The sequence below is a fragment of the Rhodococcus sp. 06-156-4 genome (assembly GCF_002259345.1).
Lineage (GTDB): Bacteria > Actinomycetota > Actinomycetes > Mycobacteriales > Mycobacteriaceae > Rhodococcoides > Rhodococcoides fascians_E.
Genome location: NZ_NPGB01000012.1, coordinates 72,524 through 89,854, shown reverse-complemented (window position 1 = coordinate 89,854; position 17,331 = coordinate 72,524). Strand labels below are relative to the sequence as shown.

Genomic DNA, 17,331 nt, shown 5'->3' with positions numbered 1-17,331 from the left:
ACTAGCCTCTACCGACTGTGGCCGCCGAGGACTCTCGCCCCTCGACCTCGATCTTCGGCTTCGCCACCGGCCCAGTAGAACCCGGCTTGGTCCGTCGGCGACGATGGGGTTCGAACGTCGTGACGACACCCAGAACCTTCCCGCCGACTCCGCCCAGAGTCTTGATCGCCTTGCGCAGTTGATCCCGCGTGGTGCTGCCGACACGGGCGAGCACGAGACTGCCGTCGGCGAGAGCGGTGAGGATTGCTCCGTCGGAGACCGACAGGAGTGGCGGCGTGTCGACGACGACGTAGCGGTAGTCGCCGCGCACTGCTTCCAGCAGGATCTGAGCGCGATCGGAACCGAGGAGCTCACTCGGGTTCGGCGGCACGGGACCGGCGGGCAGAACGTCGACCCCGTCGATGACGTCGGGCTGAACCGCGTCGCCCAGTCGGTGTTCACCGGACAGAACCGTGCTGAGTCCGTGTTCCTGCGTGATGTCCAAACGCTCGGCCAAGGCGGCCGTTCTGATGTCACCGTCGACGAGCAGAACCTTGTGACCGGCCTCGGCGAGGACGGCTGCCAGGTCGATGGCCGTGGAGGTGCGGCCTTCACCCGGCTCGGCGCTGGTGACGGTGAGCACTCGCGGCGGTGATCCGCCGCCGAGGAAGCGAATGTTGGTCCGCAAGGTGCGGAGCGGCTCACCCATCTTGGAAAACGACGCCACCGGAGTCTTCGGCCGCTCGGCGTCGATCGGGAGCCCGCCCAGGACTGCGTTGCCGGAGATCTCCTCTGCCTTGGGGCGGTCACGAATCGAACGGTCGACGAGCCCGCGAGCGAGAGCGATCACGACACCGAGAGCAAGACCTGCCACCGCGCCCAGCCCGAGAAGAGTCACCAGGCCCGCGCCGAGCGGAGACGTCGGCACGTCGGCCTGATCCACGATGGTTGCTCCGGCAGCCGGGCTACCGCCCCGCTGCGACGTCTCGAGTTCCTGAACCAACTGCGTCAGCTGTCCGGCGACCGCATTGGTCAGCGCTCGTGCGACGTCGGGATCGGAATCGGTGCCGCACAGGTCGAGCAGAACCGTGCTCTCGATCGGTGTTGCGGTGATCTTGGCACGCAAGTCGTTCGCGGACAACGGCAATTGAAGCTGATCGACAGCCCGCTGTGCCACCTGAGTACTGGTGGCCAGCCCCGCGTAGGACGTGACGCGTTCCTGCGAGAACAGGTTGTTCTGATAGGCCTCACCCACGGAACTGCCACCTTCGGTGGTCACGAACAACCGAGCGCATGCCTGATACTGAGGCGTCGAGAAGAACGAGTAGGCCCACCCCCCGACGATGCCGAGCACCGTCACCACCGCGACGATCCACCAACCCGCACGGAGAATCCGTCCGTACTCTCGAATCTCCACGAATGCTCCAATCGAAAAATCCTGGTTCGCCGATGAGAATAAAGTGCCGTCATCGATTCGGCATCACTTAGCAGTTGCAGAGGTGTGAAAGCGTGACAACATCAGTGCCCATGAGCATCTCGAAACGAGTCGACGCGGCGGTCATCGTCGTCGTCCCGATAATCGTTACATTGTTGATGATTCTCGGCGGAACACCCGGAAAACTGGGCGCGTTCGCACTCGTCGGACTGACCGTTGGAGCCTACATCGGCCTGCGCCACCCACTCTATTTGACTCGTGCTCTTGCATTTTCGTTGGGCGCATTGCCATTCGGTTACGTTCCGGGGGTGCACGCTCCCCTCGTGTTCACCTTGGGCGCAGCAGTCATCCTCGCGTCGGTGATTCACCGCACAGCCGTGACTCGCGTCACAGTCGGTGAAATGGCCGTCATCGCCTTGATCGTCACTTCGGCGATTTCCGTCTTCGCTACGGCCGGCACGACAGTGGATTATGCAGAATTCGGTAAATGGCTCGTTTCGACACTAGTTGCGGTGTCACTTCTCCGACTCCCACGCGAAGAATTGGAACTGTTCGGGCGGATCTACGTCTATTCCGCGTCGGCAGCGGCCGCGTTCGCACTCGTCATCCTCGTCGCCGACCCGTCGGGCAGATTGATTCGGTATCTGTCGCCGTTCGGATACGGCACCGAGGAGGAAAGCACCCGCTTCGTCTACACCGACGGCGCCGCCACGGTCCGACTCGCCGGTACCTACATCGACCCGAACGCCGCAGGTATCGGCCTGTTCGTGGCCCTCATGCTGTGCGTTCTGCTCATCCGCGGGCGTCTACGGATCGCCCTGTCACTGCTGCTCTTCGGGTCGATCGTGCTGACGCTGTCCCGTGCGGCGCTCTTCTCCGTGGTCTTCGGCGTGCTTCTGATGCTGCTGTTCCAGAACCTGCGCACCCGGGAACGCGTGGCCATCATCGGCGGTTTCGCCCTGGCGTTCGTCGGCGCCCTTGCCGTTCCCACCGTCCGGAACCGCGTGTTCTCGTCCTTCGGCAGCGGCGACGCCGGGTCCTCGGCTCGCGGTGACGCGCTCGTCGATTTCCCAGGTCACATGGCAGGACACTGGCTCTTCGGGCTCGGCTGGGGGCGCGAGGAATTCAAGGATCCCGGCACCGCGTTCGACGTCAACTACGTCGCGAATGCTCCCCTGCTGTCGGTCTACCGCGGCGGAATCTTCACCGGACTCGCATTCCTGGCCATCATCGTCGTCGGGGCGTACCTGGGTTACCGCTGCCTGCGATCGCGCAACTGGGAACATGGATTCATCGGCGGCGGATTCATCGGATTCTCCGTCGTCGCGCTGCAGTTGGATTTCCCCGTCGTCACCATTCCGGCCACGACGATGGCATTTTCCGTACTGATCGTTTTTCTCGTCCTGGCGCGCGAAAAGGCAACGGATAACCTGCCCGACGACGGGGAATCACCCGCATTCTCATCTCCGAGACTGGATACAGCAAAGACAGCTTGACCAGCAGTTTCGTCCCGTCAAGCATGATTGTTTTCGTTTGTACAAAACTCCCTGTCGGGTGTAATGATTTCCCACAATCGGCTCGCGACTCCCCTCCGACGAGCCCCTTGCGGAGAGATTCACCATCATGAAAAGGACTCGAATCGGCTCGCTGATTTCTGCCGCGACCGTCGTTCTGGTCACTGCCGCTCTGACGTGGAGTGGACCGTCGCTGATCGCGTCGTCCGATGGATCCGTCGGGCCTGGTCTCGCGCACGCGCAGACAACGCAGCCTCCACTCGGGGTCTCCGACAGCGGCGCGCTTCTCTGGTCGTCCGATGCCGAACTGAACACCACCCTGTCCATGCTCTCCGCAGCCGGAATCAGCTCGATTCGACTGTCCATCCCCTGGTTCAACGTCGAGTACACCCGAAATCAGCTGGACTGGTCCTCCGTCGATCGCGTCGTGAACGCCGTCCACGCACGCGGTGTCTCGATCCTCGGAATCATCGCCTACACACCGCCGTGGGCAACCTCACCCGCTGGTCAGCCGCTCAACACCCGACCGGCGTCACCTGCGACGTTCGGGCAGTTCGCCGGTAAGGTCGCCGCGCGATACGCCGGAAAGATCAGTGCCTACGAGATCTGGAACGAGCCCAACGGGGCCATGTTCTACGGACCGTCACCCGACGCCGCCGGCTACACCCAACTCCTCAAAGCCGCCTACCCGGCGATCAAGGCGGCCGACGCGTCGGCGACAGTCATCGGCGGTGTGCTGGGAGCGGTCGAGGACGGGCCGGGGATGGTCAACCCCGTCGGATTCGTGAACCAGATGTACACGGCGGGCGCGGCCGGCTACTTCGACGCCTTCTCCTACCACCCGTACCAGTACTCGTTGAAGTTCGGCGACGGCGTGTACGTCGACCACTCACCTGCCCGTCAGGCCATGGACATCCACGCGGCCATGGTCGCGAACGGCGACGGCAACAAGAAGATCTGGGCCACCGAGTACGGCGTCCCGACGGCGTACGCGTCGGAGACCGCCCAGAGCGACATGATCGCGAACTTCATCACGAAGTGGCGAGAGCTGCCCTACGCAGGGCCGATTCACCTGTACCAGCTCCGCGACCAGCAGACGGGCAGCAGTGACCCGGAAATGACGTTCGGCCTCCTGCGTACCGACTGGAGCGGCAAGCCGGCACTGTGGGCCGTGATGTCGCAGATCATGAGCGGCTTCCCGACGTCGGCCGAACACACCCGCTTCCAGACCGTCCCCGCCTCGTCGGGCGCCGCCCTCTCACCGGTGTTCCTCGTCCGCGACACCTGGGCACAGATACGTCAGAACGCCGTCGTCTTCGAGATGCCCGGCGGATTCGTCACCTCCCCGAGAGCCGTCGCCGACGCCGTGCGCTACAGCGGATTTCTCCCCACCACCGGCTTCAACGGCACCTACCAGGACTTCGACAGCCCCTTCGGGCTCCGCGTCTTCTCGACGCAGCTCGGTGGAACAAGGCTCATCGGCGGCGGCATCGTCGCCGCTTGGGATCCCACGCTCGGCCCTGCCACCTCCGACGAAACACCACTCCCCGGCGGGGGCGTTCGCGTGAACTTCCAGTACGGCAACATCACCTGGATTCCCGGCTCGGGAACAACAGTCACCCGCTGATTTTTATCGCTTCAAGAAAACATTCTCAGTGAATGTTTCTCCGTCTTAATACTCGACCGAAAGACTGATACTCGGTACGCTTTTCATCGGGCTGCCCACCCATTCGTCTTCGGACATGAAATTCCATCGATGCCGGTCGGTTTCCATTCACATCGCCCGTGTAAAGCACCGTGAACCGGCCCGCTCGGAGCAAATATTTCGCCGATGTTAAATCTGGACGAATGACGAGTATCCATACATGCCTCGTGCCGAATTCGCACTGTGAACCACCTCACTTAGCGCTACCAATTACGGCACTTGACGGATACTTATAGAGCGAACGAATGACACGGAATATCTTCCGTCGACTACAGTTCCATCCCAGTCGGGGGATGCACGAAGGATCGCCGCACCAATGTTGGTGTGGCGTTTCTGGATTAACCAGCACTGCAAAGTTCAAGCACCGCTGACTGATTCACGTTCTTCTGGGGGCTCGACCACTGTTCAGTGCACGGTTCGACACGACGGGTTGAAGATGCAATTAGCAACAATCGCTCCACGGCATTGCTCCGCCCATTTCGCGGATACCGAGAAGGAGCGCGAATGACCGAGGCAGAGCCCACGATTCGCGTCGCGATCGCCCATGACTACCTGACGCAGCGAGGCGGTGCCGAGAAAGTCGTGCTGGCCATGGCCCGCGCGTTTCCGGACAGCCCCATCTACACCACACTGTTCGAGCCGTCGACGACGTTCCCTGAGTTCGCCGACCTGGATGTGCGACCGTCGCGGCTCAACAACATCGGATTCCTGCGCAAGAACCACCGCGCTGCCCTTCCGCTCCTCCCGTTCGCATCGGAGTCCATCACCATCGACGCCGACGTCGTGCTCACCAGCACCAGCGGGTGGGCACACGGCTTCAGGACGCCGGGTCGCAAACTCGTCTACTGCTATTCACCTGCACGTTGGCTCTACGAGGCCGAGATGTACCTGGGCGAGTCCAGCAGCCTCGCGAAGCGAATCATGTTGAAAGTTCTCACATCTCCGCTGCGACGCTGGGACAGACGGGCAGCGAAGTCGGCAGACCGATATCTCGCCATCTCCACCGTCGTGCAGAAGCGGATCACCGACGCATACGGGTTCTCGTCCACCGTCCTTCCTGCGCCGTTCACCGTCGACAGTGCACCCGAGGAACCGATCGCCGACGCGCAAGCCTGGCTCGGCGAGGATTCTTTCTACCTGTGCATCTCGCGTCTGCTTCCGTACAAGAACGTGGACAAGGTGATCGCTGCCTTCGCCGACGGATCTCGTAAGCTCGTCGTCGTCGGACGAGGGCCGGAGGCCGAACGACTACGAAAGATCAAGTCCGACAACGTTCTCATGCTCAGCGACCTGTCCGCGGGCCAGATGACCTGGCTCTACCGTCGCTGTAACGCCGTCGTCGCCGCGAGCTATGAAGATTACGGACTCACTCCCATCGAAGCCGGCTATCACGGCAAACCGTCGGTCGTTCTTCGCTGGGGCGGATTCCTCGACACCGTCGAGGAAGGTGTCACCGGAGTCTATTTCGACCAGCCCGATCCCGAATCGATTCGAGCCGCAGTACACGCACTCGAGGCAACAACCTGGGTGCCACCCAAGATTCAGGCTCACGTGGAGCAGTTCAGCGAGGAACGCTTCGCGGCAGAACTGATTTCGGCAGTCACCGACATACACGAACACACAATCGAGAGGACTTTGTCGCGATGACGAAGCGGGCATTGATCACAGGAATCACCGGACAAGACGGCCTCTACCTTGCCGAACTGCTACTGAGCAAGGGATACAAAGTTTTCGGACTGCTTCGTGGACAGAACAATCCGAAGGCAGCAATGCTGGACCGAGTCCTCCCCCAGGTAGAGGTCCTCACCGGTGACCTGCTCGACCTCTCCAGCCTGATGCGTGCCTTCGCAGTCGCCGACCCGGACGAGGTCTACAACCTCGGCGCAGTCTCCTTCGTCGCATACTCGTGGGAGAACGCACGCCTGACCACCGATGTCACCGGCGGCGGCGTGCTGAACATGCTCGAGTCCACCCGCCTCTACCAGGATGTCGCAGGCAAGCAGGTCCGCTTCTACCAGGCCTCGAGCTCGGAGATGTTCGGCAAGGTCCAGGAGGTCCCGCAGCGCGAGGAGACCCTGCTGTGGCCCCGGTCGCCGTACGGCGTCGCCAAGGTCTACGGCCACTACATGACCATCAACTACCGCGAGTCCTACGGTATGCACGCCAGCTCCGGCATCCTGTTCAACCACGAATCCCCTCGTCGCGGAATCGAATTCGTCACCCGCAAGGTCACCCAGTCCGTCGCCAGGATCGCCCTGGGCTTGCAGAGCGAGATCGCACTCGGCAACCTCGACGCCAAGCGAGACTGGGGATTCGCCGGTGACTACGTCGAAGCGATGTACGCGATGCTCCAGCAGGACGAAGCCGACGACTACGTCATCTCCACCGGCGAAACCCACTCGATTCGCGAACTGCTCGATCACGCGTTCGCGGCCGTCGACATCAAGGACTGGTCGCAGTACGTCCGCATCGACCCGCGGTTCTTCCGCCCCGCCGAGGTCGATTTACTCGTCGGCGATTCCACCAAAGCGCACGCACAGCTCGGTTGGAAGCCCAAGGTCACGTTCGAAGAGCTCGTGAAGATGATGGTGCAGAACGACCTGGCGGAGCAGTCGCCTCACGCCATCAAGATCGCGTGACCGAGGGGCAGGAGAGAAGCCTGCAGGAACGACCGGACAGGCAGGAGAGAAGCCTGCAGGAACGATTCCGGACAGGGACACCGACGGCTCTGGTCACTGGGGTCGCGGGACAGGACGGCAGTTACCTGTCGGAGGCTCTCGTCGAGATGGGCTGGGCCGTACACGGTGTGGCCAAGCCGGGGTCGACGGAGGTCGTCGACGATGTCACGATGCACGCGACCGACCTCGGTGAGCCGGGAGCGGCCTCGACGCTCGTACGTGCGGTGGACCCGGACTACGTCTTCCACCTGGCGGGTATCTCCTCGGTATGGAGGTCGTGGAACGATCCTGTGCTCACCACCCGGGTCAACGGTGTCTCGGCGGCGTCGCTCCTGGATGCCTGCTTCTCGCATCAGGAGGCGTCGGGCAAGCGTGTGATGGTGATCAACGCGTCCAGCGCGGAGATCTTCGCGGGCTCGGGTATCGCGATGCAGAACGAGGAAACACCGATCGCTCCCACCTCGCCGTACGGCGCATCGAAAGCTCTGAGTCACAACATGGTCCAGGTCTATCGAGCGCGCGGGCTGGAAGCGACCAACGCAATTCTGTACAACCACGAGTCGCCGCGTCGGCCGGAAACGTTCGTCACCCGCAAGATCACCAAAGCAGCCGCAGCGATCGCTCGAGGAACGCAGAGTGTCATCGAACTCGGCAGCACGTCCGCACAGCGCGACTGGGGTTGGGCGCCGGATTACGTGGCAGCCCTGGTCAAGATGGCGGAATACGGCAAGGGCGACGACTTCGTCGTGGCGACGGGTCGAGCTCACTCCGTCGCGGACTTCGTCGCCGCCGCGCTGTCGACCGTCGGAATCACGGACTGGCAGAGCTACGTACGCGGAGATCCCGACATGCTGAGACCGGCCGATTCGGCGAGAATGGTCGGCGACGCGTCCAAGGCGCGCGAGATTCTGGGGTGGGGGCCGACCATGAACTTCGAGCAGATCGTCGAAGCCATGGTCCAATTCGACATGAGCGAGGAGTTGGCAGCATGACAGCGGTAGAGAAGCCCGAGGTCCACGGTGAGGTGCAGGGTGAGGTTCACCATGTCTCGGACTACAAGATGCAGGACATCTCGCTGACGCGCAAGATCCGAAATCGGATCGGCACGTTGGGTTTCAACATGATCGTGACCTACATTCCGTCGCACTTCGTTCGCCAGAACTTCCTTCGGGCCTTCGGCGCGACGATCGGCAAGGACACCTCGATCTTTCGTGGAACGACCATCCTCGACATCGAGAACCTTGTCATCGGTGAGGCGTGCTCCATCGGCTTCCGGTGCATGTTCGACGCTCGCGGCGGAATCACCATCGGCGACAACGTCGTCATCGCCAGCGACACCCACATCATCGGCGGCTACCACGATCACAACGATCCCACGTTCAAGCCGATTCTGGAACCGTGTGTGATCGGCGATTACGTGTGGATCGCCAGCCGCAGCACGGTGCTCAGCGGTGTGACCATCGGCCGAGGCGCTGTCGTCGGTGGCTGCTCGATGGTACGCAAGGACGTCGGGGAGCTCGAGGTCGTCGCCGGGGTTCCCGCGCAGGTCCGCGGCGCCCGCGATCCCGATGCTCTGCAGTACCGCCCGAAGTATCGTCCACTCTTCTACTGACCCCTCCCTTGTGAGTGCAAATGTAGGCCAGGAACCACATTTCCACTCACGAGGCTCCGAAGGAGCACCCACCGTTGATGCTGAGCGACTACCGCCTCGTCTACGTCGCCCCCCGGTCCGGGGTGGGCGGTGTGGGCGACTACGCCGACGACTTCGTCGACGCCGTGCGTCCTCACTTCCGGGATGTCGTGGAGCATCGCCACGAAGGTCCAGGACACGACTCGGTACGCGACATCCTCCGTCACCGCAGAGCAATCGACGAACTCGTCGACGACCCGGAACGCACCATCGTGCACTGCGAACTGAGCGGGGGATCCGTGGTGCCCTTCTGGGCGACGTGGAAGCTCGACGGTGATCCGGTCGCGACGGCGACGGTGCACGATCCTCCCGGTTTGGTCTGGTGGCCTGCGCGCACCAAGTTCCTCGCCGGACAGAAGGTGCTCAACCACGGGTTGCACTACCCGCTGCGTGCGTTGTGGCGAAGGCTCGAGACAGCGGCGGCGGGCGAGCGCACGTTCTTCGCTCTCACCGCGGCAGGCGCGGACTCGCTGGCACGCGAATACCCCAGGGCCACCGCCGCAGCGAGCACGCTGTTCGTCCCCGAACGCGCCGACCTCACCCCCGCCGAGGAGCGCCCCCTCGCCGTGGGATTGTTCGGTCTCGTGTACCGCGGCAAGGGCTTCGATCAGATCCAACAGCTGCGCGATCGACTTCCTCGCGAGATCGCCATCCGCGTCGCCGGTCGCGGCACCGAGCAGCTTCCCCCGGTCGACGGTGTCGAGATCGTCGGCGAGGTGAACGGTCCCGACGAGGATGCCTTCTTCGCCTCCATCCGCGCGCTCGTGGTTCCGTACGGCCGACGGACCATCTACGGCGACGCCTTCCCCGCCTCGTCCGTCGTGACCAGGGCAATCGCCTACCAGACACCGATCGTGTGCATGAAGTACGGAGCACTGGCCGAATCCGACGGCGGCGCAGTGGTGGTCGACGGTGACATCACCGACGTCGCCGACGCCGCCGCGGGACTCGTCGCCGACGAGATTGCCCTCGCCGCACTGCGACGCGAAGTCGAGGCACTGCGCCGGGCCAACACACCGGAGTTCGTCGTCCAGGACTTCCTGGCGGAGTGGAACAAGGCCGTCGGCGCCGCCGCGACCAGGTCGGGTGCGCAGTGAACAGCAATCTGGTCAAAGCAGGCGTCGCGGCACTGTGGACGTACGGCGGGCGTGGGATCGGTCTGTTGTGGACGGTAGCGCTGATCGCCCAGCTCGGAATCGCGGACTACGGCCACTACGCAATGGCCTTCGCGCTCGCCGCGATCGTCGCCGCACCCCTCGATCACCCGTTCGGTGTCCGCTCCATCCGCGTAGCCGAGGACGACTATCTGGGTGAGCGCACCACTCGCTCCTTGATCGGCGTCGGACTCGTCGTTGTCGGTCTGTGCCTGATCGAGGTCGACTACATCGCCTGGTTCGCGCTCGTCGTCGCCGGCGGCGAGATGACGTTCAACGCGTACAAGAGCCGGGCGCTGCGGGACGGGCATCCGAACATCACCCAGCGGATGGACACCGCGCGTCAAGCTGCGAGTATCGCACTCGCGACCGCGTACCTGTTCCTCGTCGCCGAGCCGACCCTGTTCGTCGCCAGCCTGCTCTACGTCAGCCCGTACCTTCTCATCTCCGTTCTTGCACTCGCACAGTCCAGAACCTCTCGGCCACGAGTTCCCGGGTCGCGCCGTGAGATGTCGCTGCTGTTCTCGGAGAACCTGGCCAACGCCGTCTACATCCAAGGCGATGTCCTGCTGCTCGGGTACCTCACCGACAGCACCATCGCCGGGTACTACTCGGTCGCGTCGGTGACGGCGTGGGCCGTAGCCTTCGTCGGCCAGTCGTTCGGCCACACCTTCCACGAAAGACTGCGTGAAGCAGGTGGACTCGTCTCCGCGGGACCGGCGCTGAAGCATACGGTCCTGCTTGCCTCCGCGGCCGGTTCCTTGCTCCTCGTCGCAGGTGTCGTGCTGTTCTTCACCCCCGCTCCGCCCGAAGTCGCCGGCGCCCTGGCCGTCATGAGCGTCTTCGTCGTCATGCGCGTCGTGAACTACGTGTTCACGACGGTGCTCTATCTGCAACACCGCGATCGGACCCGCGTCCTCGCCGCCGCCACGCTGGCACCGTTGAAGATGGTGCTGATCCTGTGCCTGTTCCCGCTCGGCGCCGTCGGCGCGGCGGTCGCGTCGGTGATCACCGACGCAGTGCTGCTTCTGTGGTTCACCCGAGCGCTCTACCGCGTACCCGTCGAAGAAGAGGTGCTGTCGTGAGACGAGCGACATTCCTGCTGTCCAAGGACCCTGTCACCGAACACGGTGGCGACATCGCGTTGTCGCGTTTGATGATGCAGCTCGCTCGTGAAGCGTTCGAGGTCAGGTCGCTGTGCCTGTCCCAGGAGTCCGAACCGTCGCCGGACCCCGACGTCACGCGGGTAGCCAAGCCGGCCGTCGATGCGCGACTTCTGCTGAAATCGCTGCGCCCCAATCGAAGTGTGGTGCACGGACGCTACGACGTCGACGCATTCGTCGACGCCATCGACGCGTCCGAGTCCGATGTCTATGTGGCAGAACACAGTTACATGGCCGAACCGTTCATTCGGTCGGCGAAGTTCGGATCGCCGTTCGTCATCAACACCGTCAACACCGAGTCGCAGGTGTGGAAGGTGACGCGCGGGCTCACCGGACGGATCGAAGCGCCACGCATCCTGCGCGACGAGATCAGGGTGGCCAGGAAAGCCGACGCCGTCGGCACCTACGACGCCGAGGAAGCCGAGATGTACCGCGCCAACGGAGTCGGTGACGCTCGCTGGATCGATCTGACCCTCGAGCCCGCACCGAGGCTCGATCTGAGCGACACCGCAAAGCGACTGGTGTTCATGGGAACCCGCGGCTGGCCGCCCAACCAGGAGGCCTTCAAGCTCGCCCTGCAGTACTGGCCGCAGATCTCCGACGGTATCGAGGGCGCCGAACTGTGCATCATCGGCGCCAAAGCCGACGGCGCCACCGACCCCGACTATCCCGACGGTGTCCGCGATCTGGGCTTCGTCGACGACCTCCAGGAATTTCTGGGCACCTGCCGCGCACTCATCGCGCCGGTCGCCACCGGCGGTGGCGTGCGCGTGAAAATCCTCGACGCCGCCAGCAAGGGACTGCCCGTCGTCGGAACATCGGCCGCCGTCGGATCTCTCGGCTCGATCTTCGAACTGCCCACGTTCGACGACCCGGAACAGTTCGTCGCAGAATGCAGGCGGTACCTGCTGGACCGCAACACGGCCGTCAAAGCCGGAGAGCGACTGTACGACCTCAACGCCGAACGGTGGGAACAACGCGCACCGCACACCTCGGTCGCATCACTGGTGGGCGCGTCCCTCCCCGGCACCTTAGGATCATCGTCATGACGCTCAGAACCCGCCTGATCACCGTCGCCGCCGCTGTGGCGCTCGCACTGGGCGTGACGGCACCGGCCGCGCAGGCCGCCCCGCCGTCGGGACTCGGTTTCTCCAGCGGTGCACCGTTCCTGCTCCTCGACGACGCGACTCTGAGCAACGAGCTCGTGGCCGGACGGGAAGTCGGGGCATCCTGGGTGCGCGTCGTGGTCAACTGGGCTCAGATCGAGACGGCGCCAGGCGTGTTCGACTGGGGCAACACCGATCGTGTCGTCGATGCCGCACGCGCGCAGGGTTACTCGGTGCTCGCGGTTCTGGCCGGAACTCCCGCATGGGCACAGGGACCCATTCCCAGCCTGCTTCCCGGAGCAGTTCCGGTCGACCCCAACACCTACGGCGCCTTCGCGGGCGCTGCGGCGGCGCATCTGGGCAACCGGGTCGACTCCTACGAGGTCTGGAACGAACCCAACATCCCGTCGTTCTTCGCACCCGTCGACGCGGCACGCTACGTCGGGCTGTTGCGTGCCGCCTACCCCGCCATTCACAACGCGGACCCCGGCGCGACGGTGCTGAGCGCGGGCCTCGCGACGACGATCGACACCGGTGCGTGGACCGTCGCGCCCGTGACGTTCCTGCAGCAGATGTACGCTGCCGGAGCCGGCGGGTTCATGGATGCCGTTGCGCTGCACCCCTACACGTTCCCCTTCACCGTGGAGAACGACCCCAACGGACAGTGGGCACAGGTCGATCAGGCGTACGGAACGATGGCAGCCAACGGTGACGGTGGCAAGAAGATCTGGATCACCGAATTGGGTGCCCCCACCGGCAACGGCCCGATGGCCGTCACCGAGGAAGCCCAAGCCGCGATCATCGGCAGCAGCCTGGCGCAGGCGTCACGGCTGCCCTACGTCGGACCGGTGTTCGTACATGCGTTGCGCGACGCCGGAGCCGACGCCTTCGACTCCGAGCAGAACTACGGACTGCTGCGAGCCGACTTCAGCCGGAAACCGTCGTTCGCCGTCGTGCAGGGGTCCTGACGACCGCGGTGTACACCCCGACCACCAACGCAGCGGCGACAGCCGTCCACCCCACCGTCGCGTTGTCCAGGTCGCCCGCCAGCCTGCCCTGCGCGATCCACATCAGGCCCCACACGATGCCGAGCGCCGGGGCAATCGCGCCCCGGGAGTAGGTCGCCAGCCCGACGCCCACCACGGTGGCAACGACGAGAACGACAACGGCCCACACCGTCGCCCAGCCCTCGATGCCGAGGTCGACGAGGAAAGCAGTCACATTCGCGATCGTCGCGACGCACACCCACCCGAGATACAAGCCCATCGTGCCGTCGGTGACGACTGCGTCGAGCCTGCTCTCCGGCCTGATCGCCTGCGTCGAGACGAACACACGAACGAGCACCACGAGCAGTAGCACGATGATCGGCACACTCAGCCACAGCTGATCGAGCTGGATCGACAGAATCCACACCGCGTTCAGAATCATCGACAGGGCGATCGGCCCGCGAAGGGTCTCCTGCCTCGGTCCCGCGAAGAATTGCCAGATCGCATACGCCACGAACCCCACATAAATGACCGACCAGATCGAAAACGCTGGTCCCGACGGCGCCACCAGCGTCGACGTCGCACTGAGCGCACCGCCCGCAGCCTCCGCGATGGGCGTGCCCACCCACGCCCCCGAACCGATGAACGAGCCCACCACGGCCACGATCGCACTGACGAGTATCCCGACTTTCATGGGCCGGAGAATGCCCCGTTCAGGACGTCGACAAACGGGTGGGTCGTGGTTCTCCCGACCCTCGAACGAGCAATCATCCGGAAATCTCGTTTCTCGCACGCCTCGTCATGGGCAGGAGCACCAGAATTCCCGCGGCGGCAAAGGCCAGCGTCAGGTAGTAGACGGAGTGCACCCAACCGGAGGCATCGATGATCACACCACCCAGTGATGCGCCGAGAAAGATGCCGAAGCAGATGATCGATGTATGCACGGTGTTGACCACGAACGACACGCCGCCGACGCGCATCACCCGCACTGCGAAGGCGGGGTTGAGGCTCACCCCGGCGAGTCCCAGGGCGGCTACGCCGACCAACACCACGATCTTGTTGCTGTCCGCCAGCAGAAACAACAGTCCCGACGTGAAGATCACCACTGCGCCGACGATCGAGACGACCAGTGGGAAATTGTCGGACAACCGGCTCACCACGGTGATTCCGACGACGCAGGCGACACCGTACGCAGCGAGAATGACAGGCACCAAGCTCTGATCGAAGCCCGCACGGTCGGTCAGAATCGGTGAGAAGTAGCTGAAGATCGCGAACACCGCGCCGATGAGCAGCCCGCTGGTCGCGTAGGCCAGCCACAATCCCCCGTTCCTCAACTCGGACAACTGCGCCCGGATCTTCGGTGGCGCACCCGCATCCACGGTAGGCACGAACTTCACACTCGCAACGAGGGCAACGCCGGCGAGCACCGCCACGAAGGCGAACGCGAGCCGCCACCCGAAGGCGTTGCCGAGGAAACTCGCGAGAGGAAGACCGAACACGGTTCCGATCGTGTTGCCGCCCATGACGATGCCTATCGCACGGCCACGGATCTTCTCCGGAACGGACTGGGCGGCAATCGACAATGTGACGCCGTAGGCCGTACCCGCCGCCGCACCGGTAATGATTCGGCCGACGACGATGACGGCGTAATTCGGTGCTGCAGCTGCGATCAACTCGCCGACGATGAACGCGATCGAGATTGCGACAAGCGCCTTCTTCGGTGGGTCCCGAGCCAGCAGAATCGATGCGGGCGGCGCAACGATCACCATCGACAACGCGTAGATGGCAATGAGGTACCCGACGCTCGGGATGCTCGCCGGAAGGTCGCGAGCAAGATCGTTCATCAACCCGGACACCATGAATTCGCTCGTCGTGAACGCGAGAATGGTGAACGCCAGAACGTAGACCGGGAAAGGGACACTGGTCACCTGACCGGATTCTTCGGTCTCGTCGATCGATTCGGCGTAGCTCACGTATGTCCTTCGTTCCGCGTGACGGGCATCGGACTGGTCTGATTCTGTACAGATCAGTTCACAATTTCGCCGTTCGGCGACGACGTAGACTGCAAGTCAGATTTCTACGGCGTCAATACCATCAGAGCGCCATCTGCAATGGCGCGCATGGACTTTCGACCCGATCCCACTCGGGCGGCAACACGAATTCCAACAACGGCCCCGTTGATCACCTCTGCCTGGGCGGCCGGGGCCATGGTACAGGCGATGTCGCCGACGGCCTGGCCGGCGCGAAGGTAGTCACTCATCACGGACAGGCGGCGACGCAAGTTGGTCGACATCTGCTGATGCGGCACTGCGAGTTCCGGATCGTCCGCAGCTTCCAACGCGGTGTTGACGGAGAAACAGCCAGACGGACCACCGCGACGACGTCGGGCGATCTCGTCGTCGATCAGATCCTCGAACAAGATCGACACACGCTCGAGAACGGACAACGACTCTCGATGAAGAACGGCGTCCACGGACTCGTCCGCCTTGCTCAGATACGAGGCCATGCACTCCTCGTACAGACCGACCTTGCTGGTGAAAGCGTGATACAAGCTGCTGCGGCCCAGGCCGGTTGCACGGCACAGCGTTTCCGTACTGGTGCCGTTGTACCCATGAGTCCAGAACTCACCCAGCGCAGCCTCGACGACTGCACCTCGGTCGAACTTGGCGTTCCTACCCACGACGGACACGCTAGCAATAGTGTATCGATCTGTCCATAGAAAGCGACTCCCCCTACGTGAGTGGAAATGTAGGGCCATCGGGTCGCTCCAGGGCCTACATTTCCACTCACGTGTCAGGCGAGCCGGACCGTCGCCGTAGCGCGGTGGCCGAAGATTCGCTTGCCCTCGAAGGTGGCGTTGAGTGCCACGACCGCGGTACGAGCCTCCGGGTCGAGGGACTTGATCTTTCCACCGAACTGAATCTCGGCGGCGCGGTGACTGTCCACGGGAATCGGCGCGGTGAAACGAACGGTGTAGTCCTTCACCGCACCCGGGTCACCGATCCACTCGGTGAGGTAGCCACCGCCGAGGCCCATGGTGAGCATGCCGTGGGCCAGCACGTTCTCGAGGTCGATGAGCTTGGCGAAACCCTCGCTCCAGTGAATCGGGTTGGCATCGCCCGCAACTCCGGCATAGTTGACCAGATCGCCCCGAGTGAGACGAAACGACTTTCCGGGCAACTCGTCTCCGACAGAGACGTCGTCGAACTTCACCGACGCCGACGACGGCACGTCGACGACGGTCAGCGGCGGGTGCTCCACCTGATCCTCGTCCTCGTCGTGATCAGCTGCACCCGCGCGCGCCGCGAGAGTCGTCGCGCCCTGCATGACGAGATTCTCCGCAGCCTCGACGATCCCCTTGTCCACGTCACCGTCGCGCCCGATGAGCAGCGTCGTGTACGTGGTCTGCACCAGCTCACCCCGCTGATTGGAGACGATGTTCTTGGTGACCATCATGTCCTTGCCCATGACCTCCTTGTAGGAGTCGAGCGAGACGTCGCAGTACAGGTGATCGCCGGCAACGATCGGCTGATGGAACTGGAGGACCTGATCGGTCTGAAGCATCTGACTCAAGTCGAACCCGACGGCGATCTTCTGCAGCAGACGCTTCTGGGCCAGCGTGCCGACCAGCGACATGAACGTCAACGGCGCGACGACACTCGAATAACCGAGAGCCTCGGCCGCGTCACCCTCCCAGTGGACCGGGTTGAAGTCCTGGACTGCACGTGAGTATTCGCGAACCTTCTCGCGTCCGACGTCGTAGTAGTCGGCAGTGCGGTAATGCCGCCCTACCATCGCTCGCACATGTTCGGCAGGGTCGAAGGTCTCGGCAGGGTCGAAGGTCTCGGCGACTGTCGCATTCTCACTCATTCGACGCAACATACCTGCAACCGCGCCGCCAGACCACGCGCGGCGCGCAGC

General features: G+C 63.5%; 15 protein-coding genes. 10 read left to right on the top strand and 5 right to left on the bottom strand.

The features are described from left to right. Nucleotide 1: 1 nt before the first annotated feature. Nucleotides 2-1,396 carry a tyrosine-protein kinase domain-containing protein gene (locus CH290_RS07390; protein ID WP_033188904.1) on the bottom strand — a complete coding sequence of 465 codons (1,395 nt, stop codon included), beginning with the start codon at nt 1,394-1,396 and terminating at the stop codon, nt 2-4. A 110-nt stretch (nt 1,397-1,506) separates the two neighbouring features. Between CH290_RS07390 and CH290_RS07385 the strand changes: the two genes are divergently transcribed. From CH290_RS07385 to CH290_RS07340, 10 genes are all read left to right on the top strand, one after another. Further along, on the top strand, nt 1,507-2,910 hold the full coding sequence (locus tag CH290_RS07385; protein ID WP_020110528.1) for an O-antigen ligase family protein: 1,404 nt from the start codon (nt 1,507-1,509) through the stop codon (nt 2,908-2,910). Between the two features lie 127 nt (nt 2,911-3,037). Continuing rightward, nucleotides 3,038-4,555: a cellulase family glycosylhydrolase gene (locus CH290_RS07380; protein WP_033188903.1), complete on the top strand. Its 1,518-nt coding sequence runs from the start codon at nt 3,038-3,040 to the stop codon at nt 4,553-4,555. A gap of 582 nt (nt 4,556-5,137) precedes the next feature. After that, nucleotides 5,138-6,280 (top strand): glycosyltransferase, encoded by a 1,143-nt coding sequence (locus CH290_RS07375; protein ID WP_033188902.1) that lies wholly within the window; start codon nt 5,138-5,140, stop codon nt 6,278-6,280. Then, the gene (locus CH290_RS07370) at nt 6,277-7,272 is read left to right on the top strand and encodes a GDP-mannose 4,6-dehydratase (RefSeq protein ID WP_019665629.1); all 996 of its coding nucleotides are present in this window, start codon (nt 6,277-6,279) and stop codon (nt 7,270-7,272) included. The genes CH290_RS07375 and CH290_RS07370 overlap by 4 nt, the downstream gene beginning before the upstream one ends. Beyond that, complete coding sequence (locus CH290_RS07365; protein WP_033188901.1) at nt 7,269-8,303, top strand: GDP-mannose 4,6-dehydratase; 1,035 nt, start codon at nt 7,269-7,271, stop codon at nt 8,301-8,303. Before CH290_RS07370 ends, CH290_RS07365 begins: the two co-directional genes overlap by 4 nt. Then, the gene (locus CH290_RS07360) at nt 8,300-8,923 is read left to right on the top strand and encodes an acyltransferase (RefSeq protein ID WP_020110524.1); all 624 of its coding nucleotides are present in this window, start codon (nt 8,300-8,302) and stop codon (nt 8,921-8,923) included. Before CH290_RS07365 ends, CH290_RS07360 begins: the two co-directional genes overlap by 4 nt. 77 nt (nt 8,924-9,000) lie before the next feature. Next, nucleotides 9,001-10,098, top strand: a complete 1,098-nt coding sequence (locus tag CH290_RS07355; protein ID WP_033188900.1) for a glycosyltransferase — start codon at nt 9,001-9,003, stop codon at nt 10,096-10,098. Then, complete coding sequence (locus tag CH290_RS07350; protein ID WP_020110522.1) at nt 10,095-11,240, top strand: MATE family efflux transporter; 1,146 nt, start codon at nt 10,095-10,097, stop codon at nt 11,238-11,240. The genes CH290_RS07355 and CH290_RS07350 overlap by 4 nt, the downstream gene beginning before the upstream one ends. Continuing rightward, nucleotides 11,237-12,367, top strand: a complete 1,131-nt coding sequence (locus tag CH290_RS07345; RefSeq protein WP_020110521.1) for a glycosyltransferase — start codon at nt 11,237-11,239, stop codon at nt 12,365-12,367. Before CH290_RS07350 ends, CH290_RS07345 begins: the two co-directional genes overlap by 4 nt. Beyond that, nucleotides 12,364-13,392, top strand: coding sequence for a beta-galactosidase (locus CH290_RS07340; RefSeq protein ID WP_033188899.1), 1,029 nt, complete (start codon nt 12,364-12,366; stop codon nt 13,390-13,392). Before CH290_RS07345 ends, CH290_RS07340 begins: the two co-directional genes overlap by 4 nt. Here the strand turns inward: CH290_RS07340 and CH290_RS07335 are convergent. From CH290_RS07335 to CH290_RS07320, 4 genes are all read right to left on the bottom strand, one after another. Continuing rightward, nucleotides 13,352-14,104: a TspO-related membrane protein gene (locus CH290_RS07335; protein WP_033188898.1), complete on the bottom strand. Its 753-nt coding sequence runs from the start codon at nt 14,102-14,104 to the stop codon at nt 13,352-13,354. The genes CH290_RS07340 and CH290_RS07335 overlap by 41 nt on opposite strands. Before the next feature lie 73 nt (nt 14,105-14,177). Next, complete coding sequence (locus CH290_RS07330; protein WP_033188897.1) at nt 14,178-15,383, bottom strand: MFS transporter; 1,206 nt, start codon at nt 15,381-15,383, stop codon at nt 14,178-14,180. 104 nt (nt 15,384-15,487) lie between these two features. After that, the gene (locus CH290_RS07325) at nt 15,488-16,099 is read right to left on the bottom strand and encodes a TetR/AcrR family transcriptional regulator (RefSeq protein ID WP_020110517.1); all 612 of its coding nucleotides are present in this window, start codon (nt 16,097-16,099) and stop codon (nt 15,488-15,490) included. A gap of 104 nt (nt 16,100-16,203) precedes the next feature. After that, a complete protein-coding gene (locus CH290_RS07320) occupies nt 16,204-17,280 on the bottom strand; it encodes a fused (3R)-hydroxyacyl-ACP dehydratase subunits HadA/HadB (RefSeq protein ID WP_020110516.1) in 1,077 nt (358 codons plus the stop codon). Between the last annotated feature and the right edge of the window lie 51 nt (nt 17,281-17,331).

Excerpts from the sequence above, each read along its gene's own strand:
- CH290_RS07340 (WP_033188899.1), top strand. The coding sequence starts at position 12,364 with ATGACGCTCAGAACCCGCCTGATCACCGTCGCCGCCGCTGTGGCGCTC.
- CH290_RS07385 (WP_020110528.1), top strand. The coding sequence starts at position 1,507 with ATGAGCATCTCGAAACGAGTCGACGCGGCGGTCATCGTCGTCGTCCCG.
- CH290_RS07335 (WP_033188898.1), bottom strand. The coding sequence starts at position 14,104 with ATGAAAGTCGGGATACTCGTCAGTGCGATCGTGGCCGTGGTGGGCTCG.
- CH290_RS07360 (WP_020110524.1), top strand. The coding sequence starts at position 8,300 with ATGACAGCGGTAGAGAAGCCCGAGGTCCACGGTGAGGTGCAGGGTGAG.
- CH290_RS07320 (WP_020110516.1), bottom strand. The coding sequence starts at position 17,280 with ATGAGTGAGAATGCGACAGTCGCCGAGACCTTCGACCCTGCCGAGACC.
- CH290_RS07380 (WP_033188903.1), top strand. The coding sequence starts at position 3,038 with ATGAAAAGGACTCGAATCGGCTCGCTGATTTCTGCCGCGACCGTCGTT.
- CH290_RS07375 (WP_033188902.1), top strand. The coding sequence starts at position 5,138 with ATGACCGAGGCAGAGCCCACGATTCGCGTCGCGATCGCCCATGACTAC.
- CH290_RS07355 (WP_033188900.1), top strand. The coding sequence starts at position 9,001 with ATGCTGAGCGACTACCGCCTCGTCTACGTCGCCCCCCGGTCCGGGGTG.
- CH290_RS07370 (WP_019665629.1), top strand. The coding sequence starts at position 6,277 with ATGACGAAGCGGGCATTGATCACAGGAATCACCGGACAAGACGGCCTC.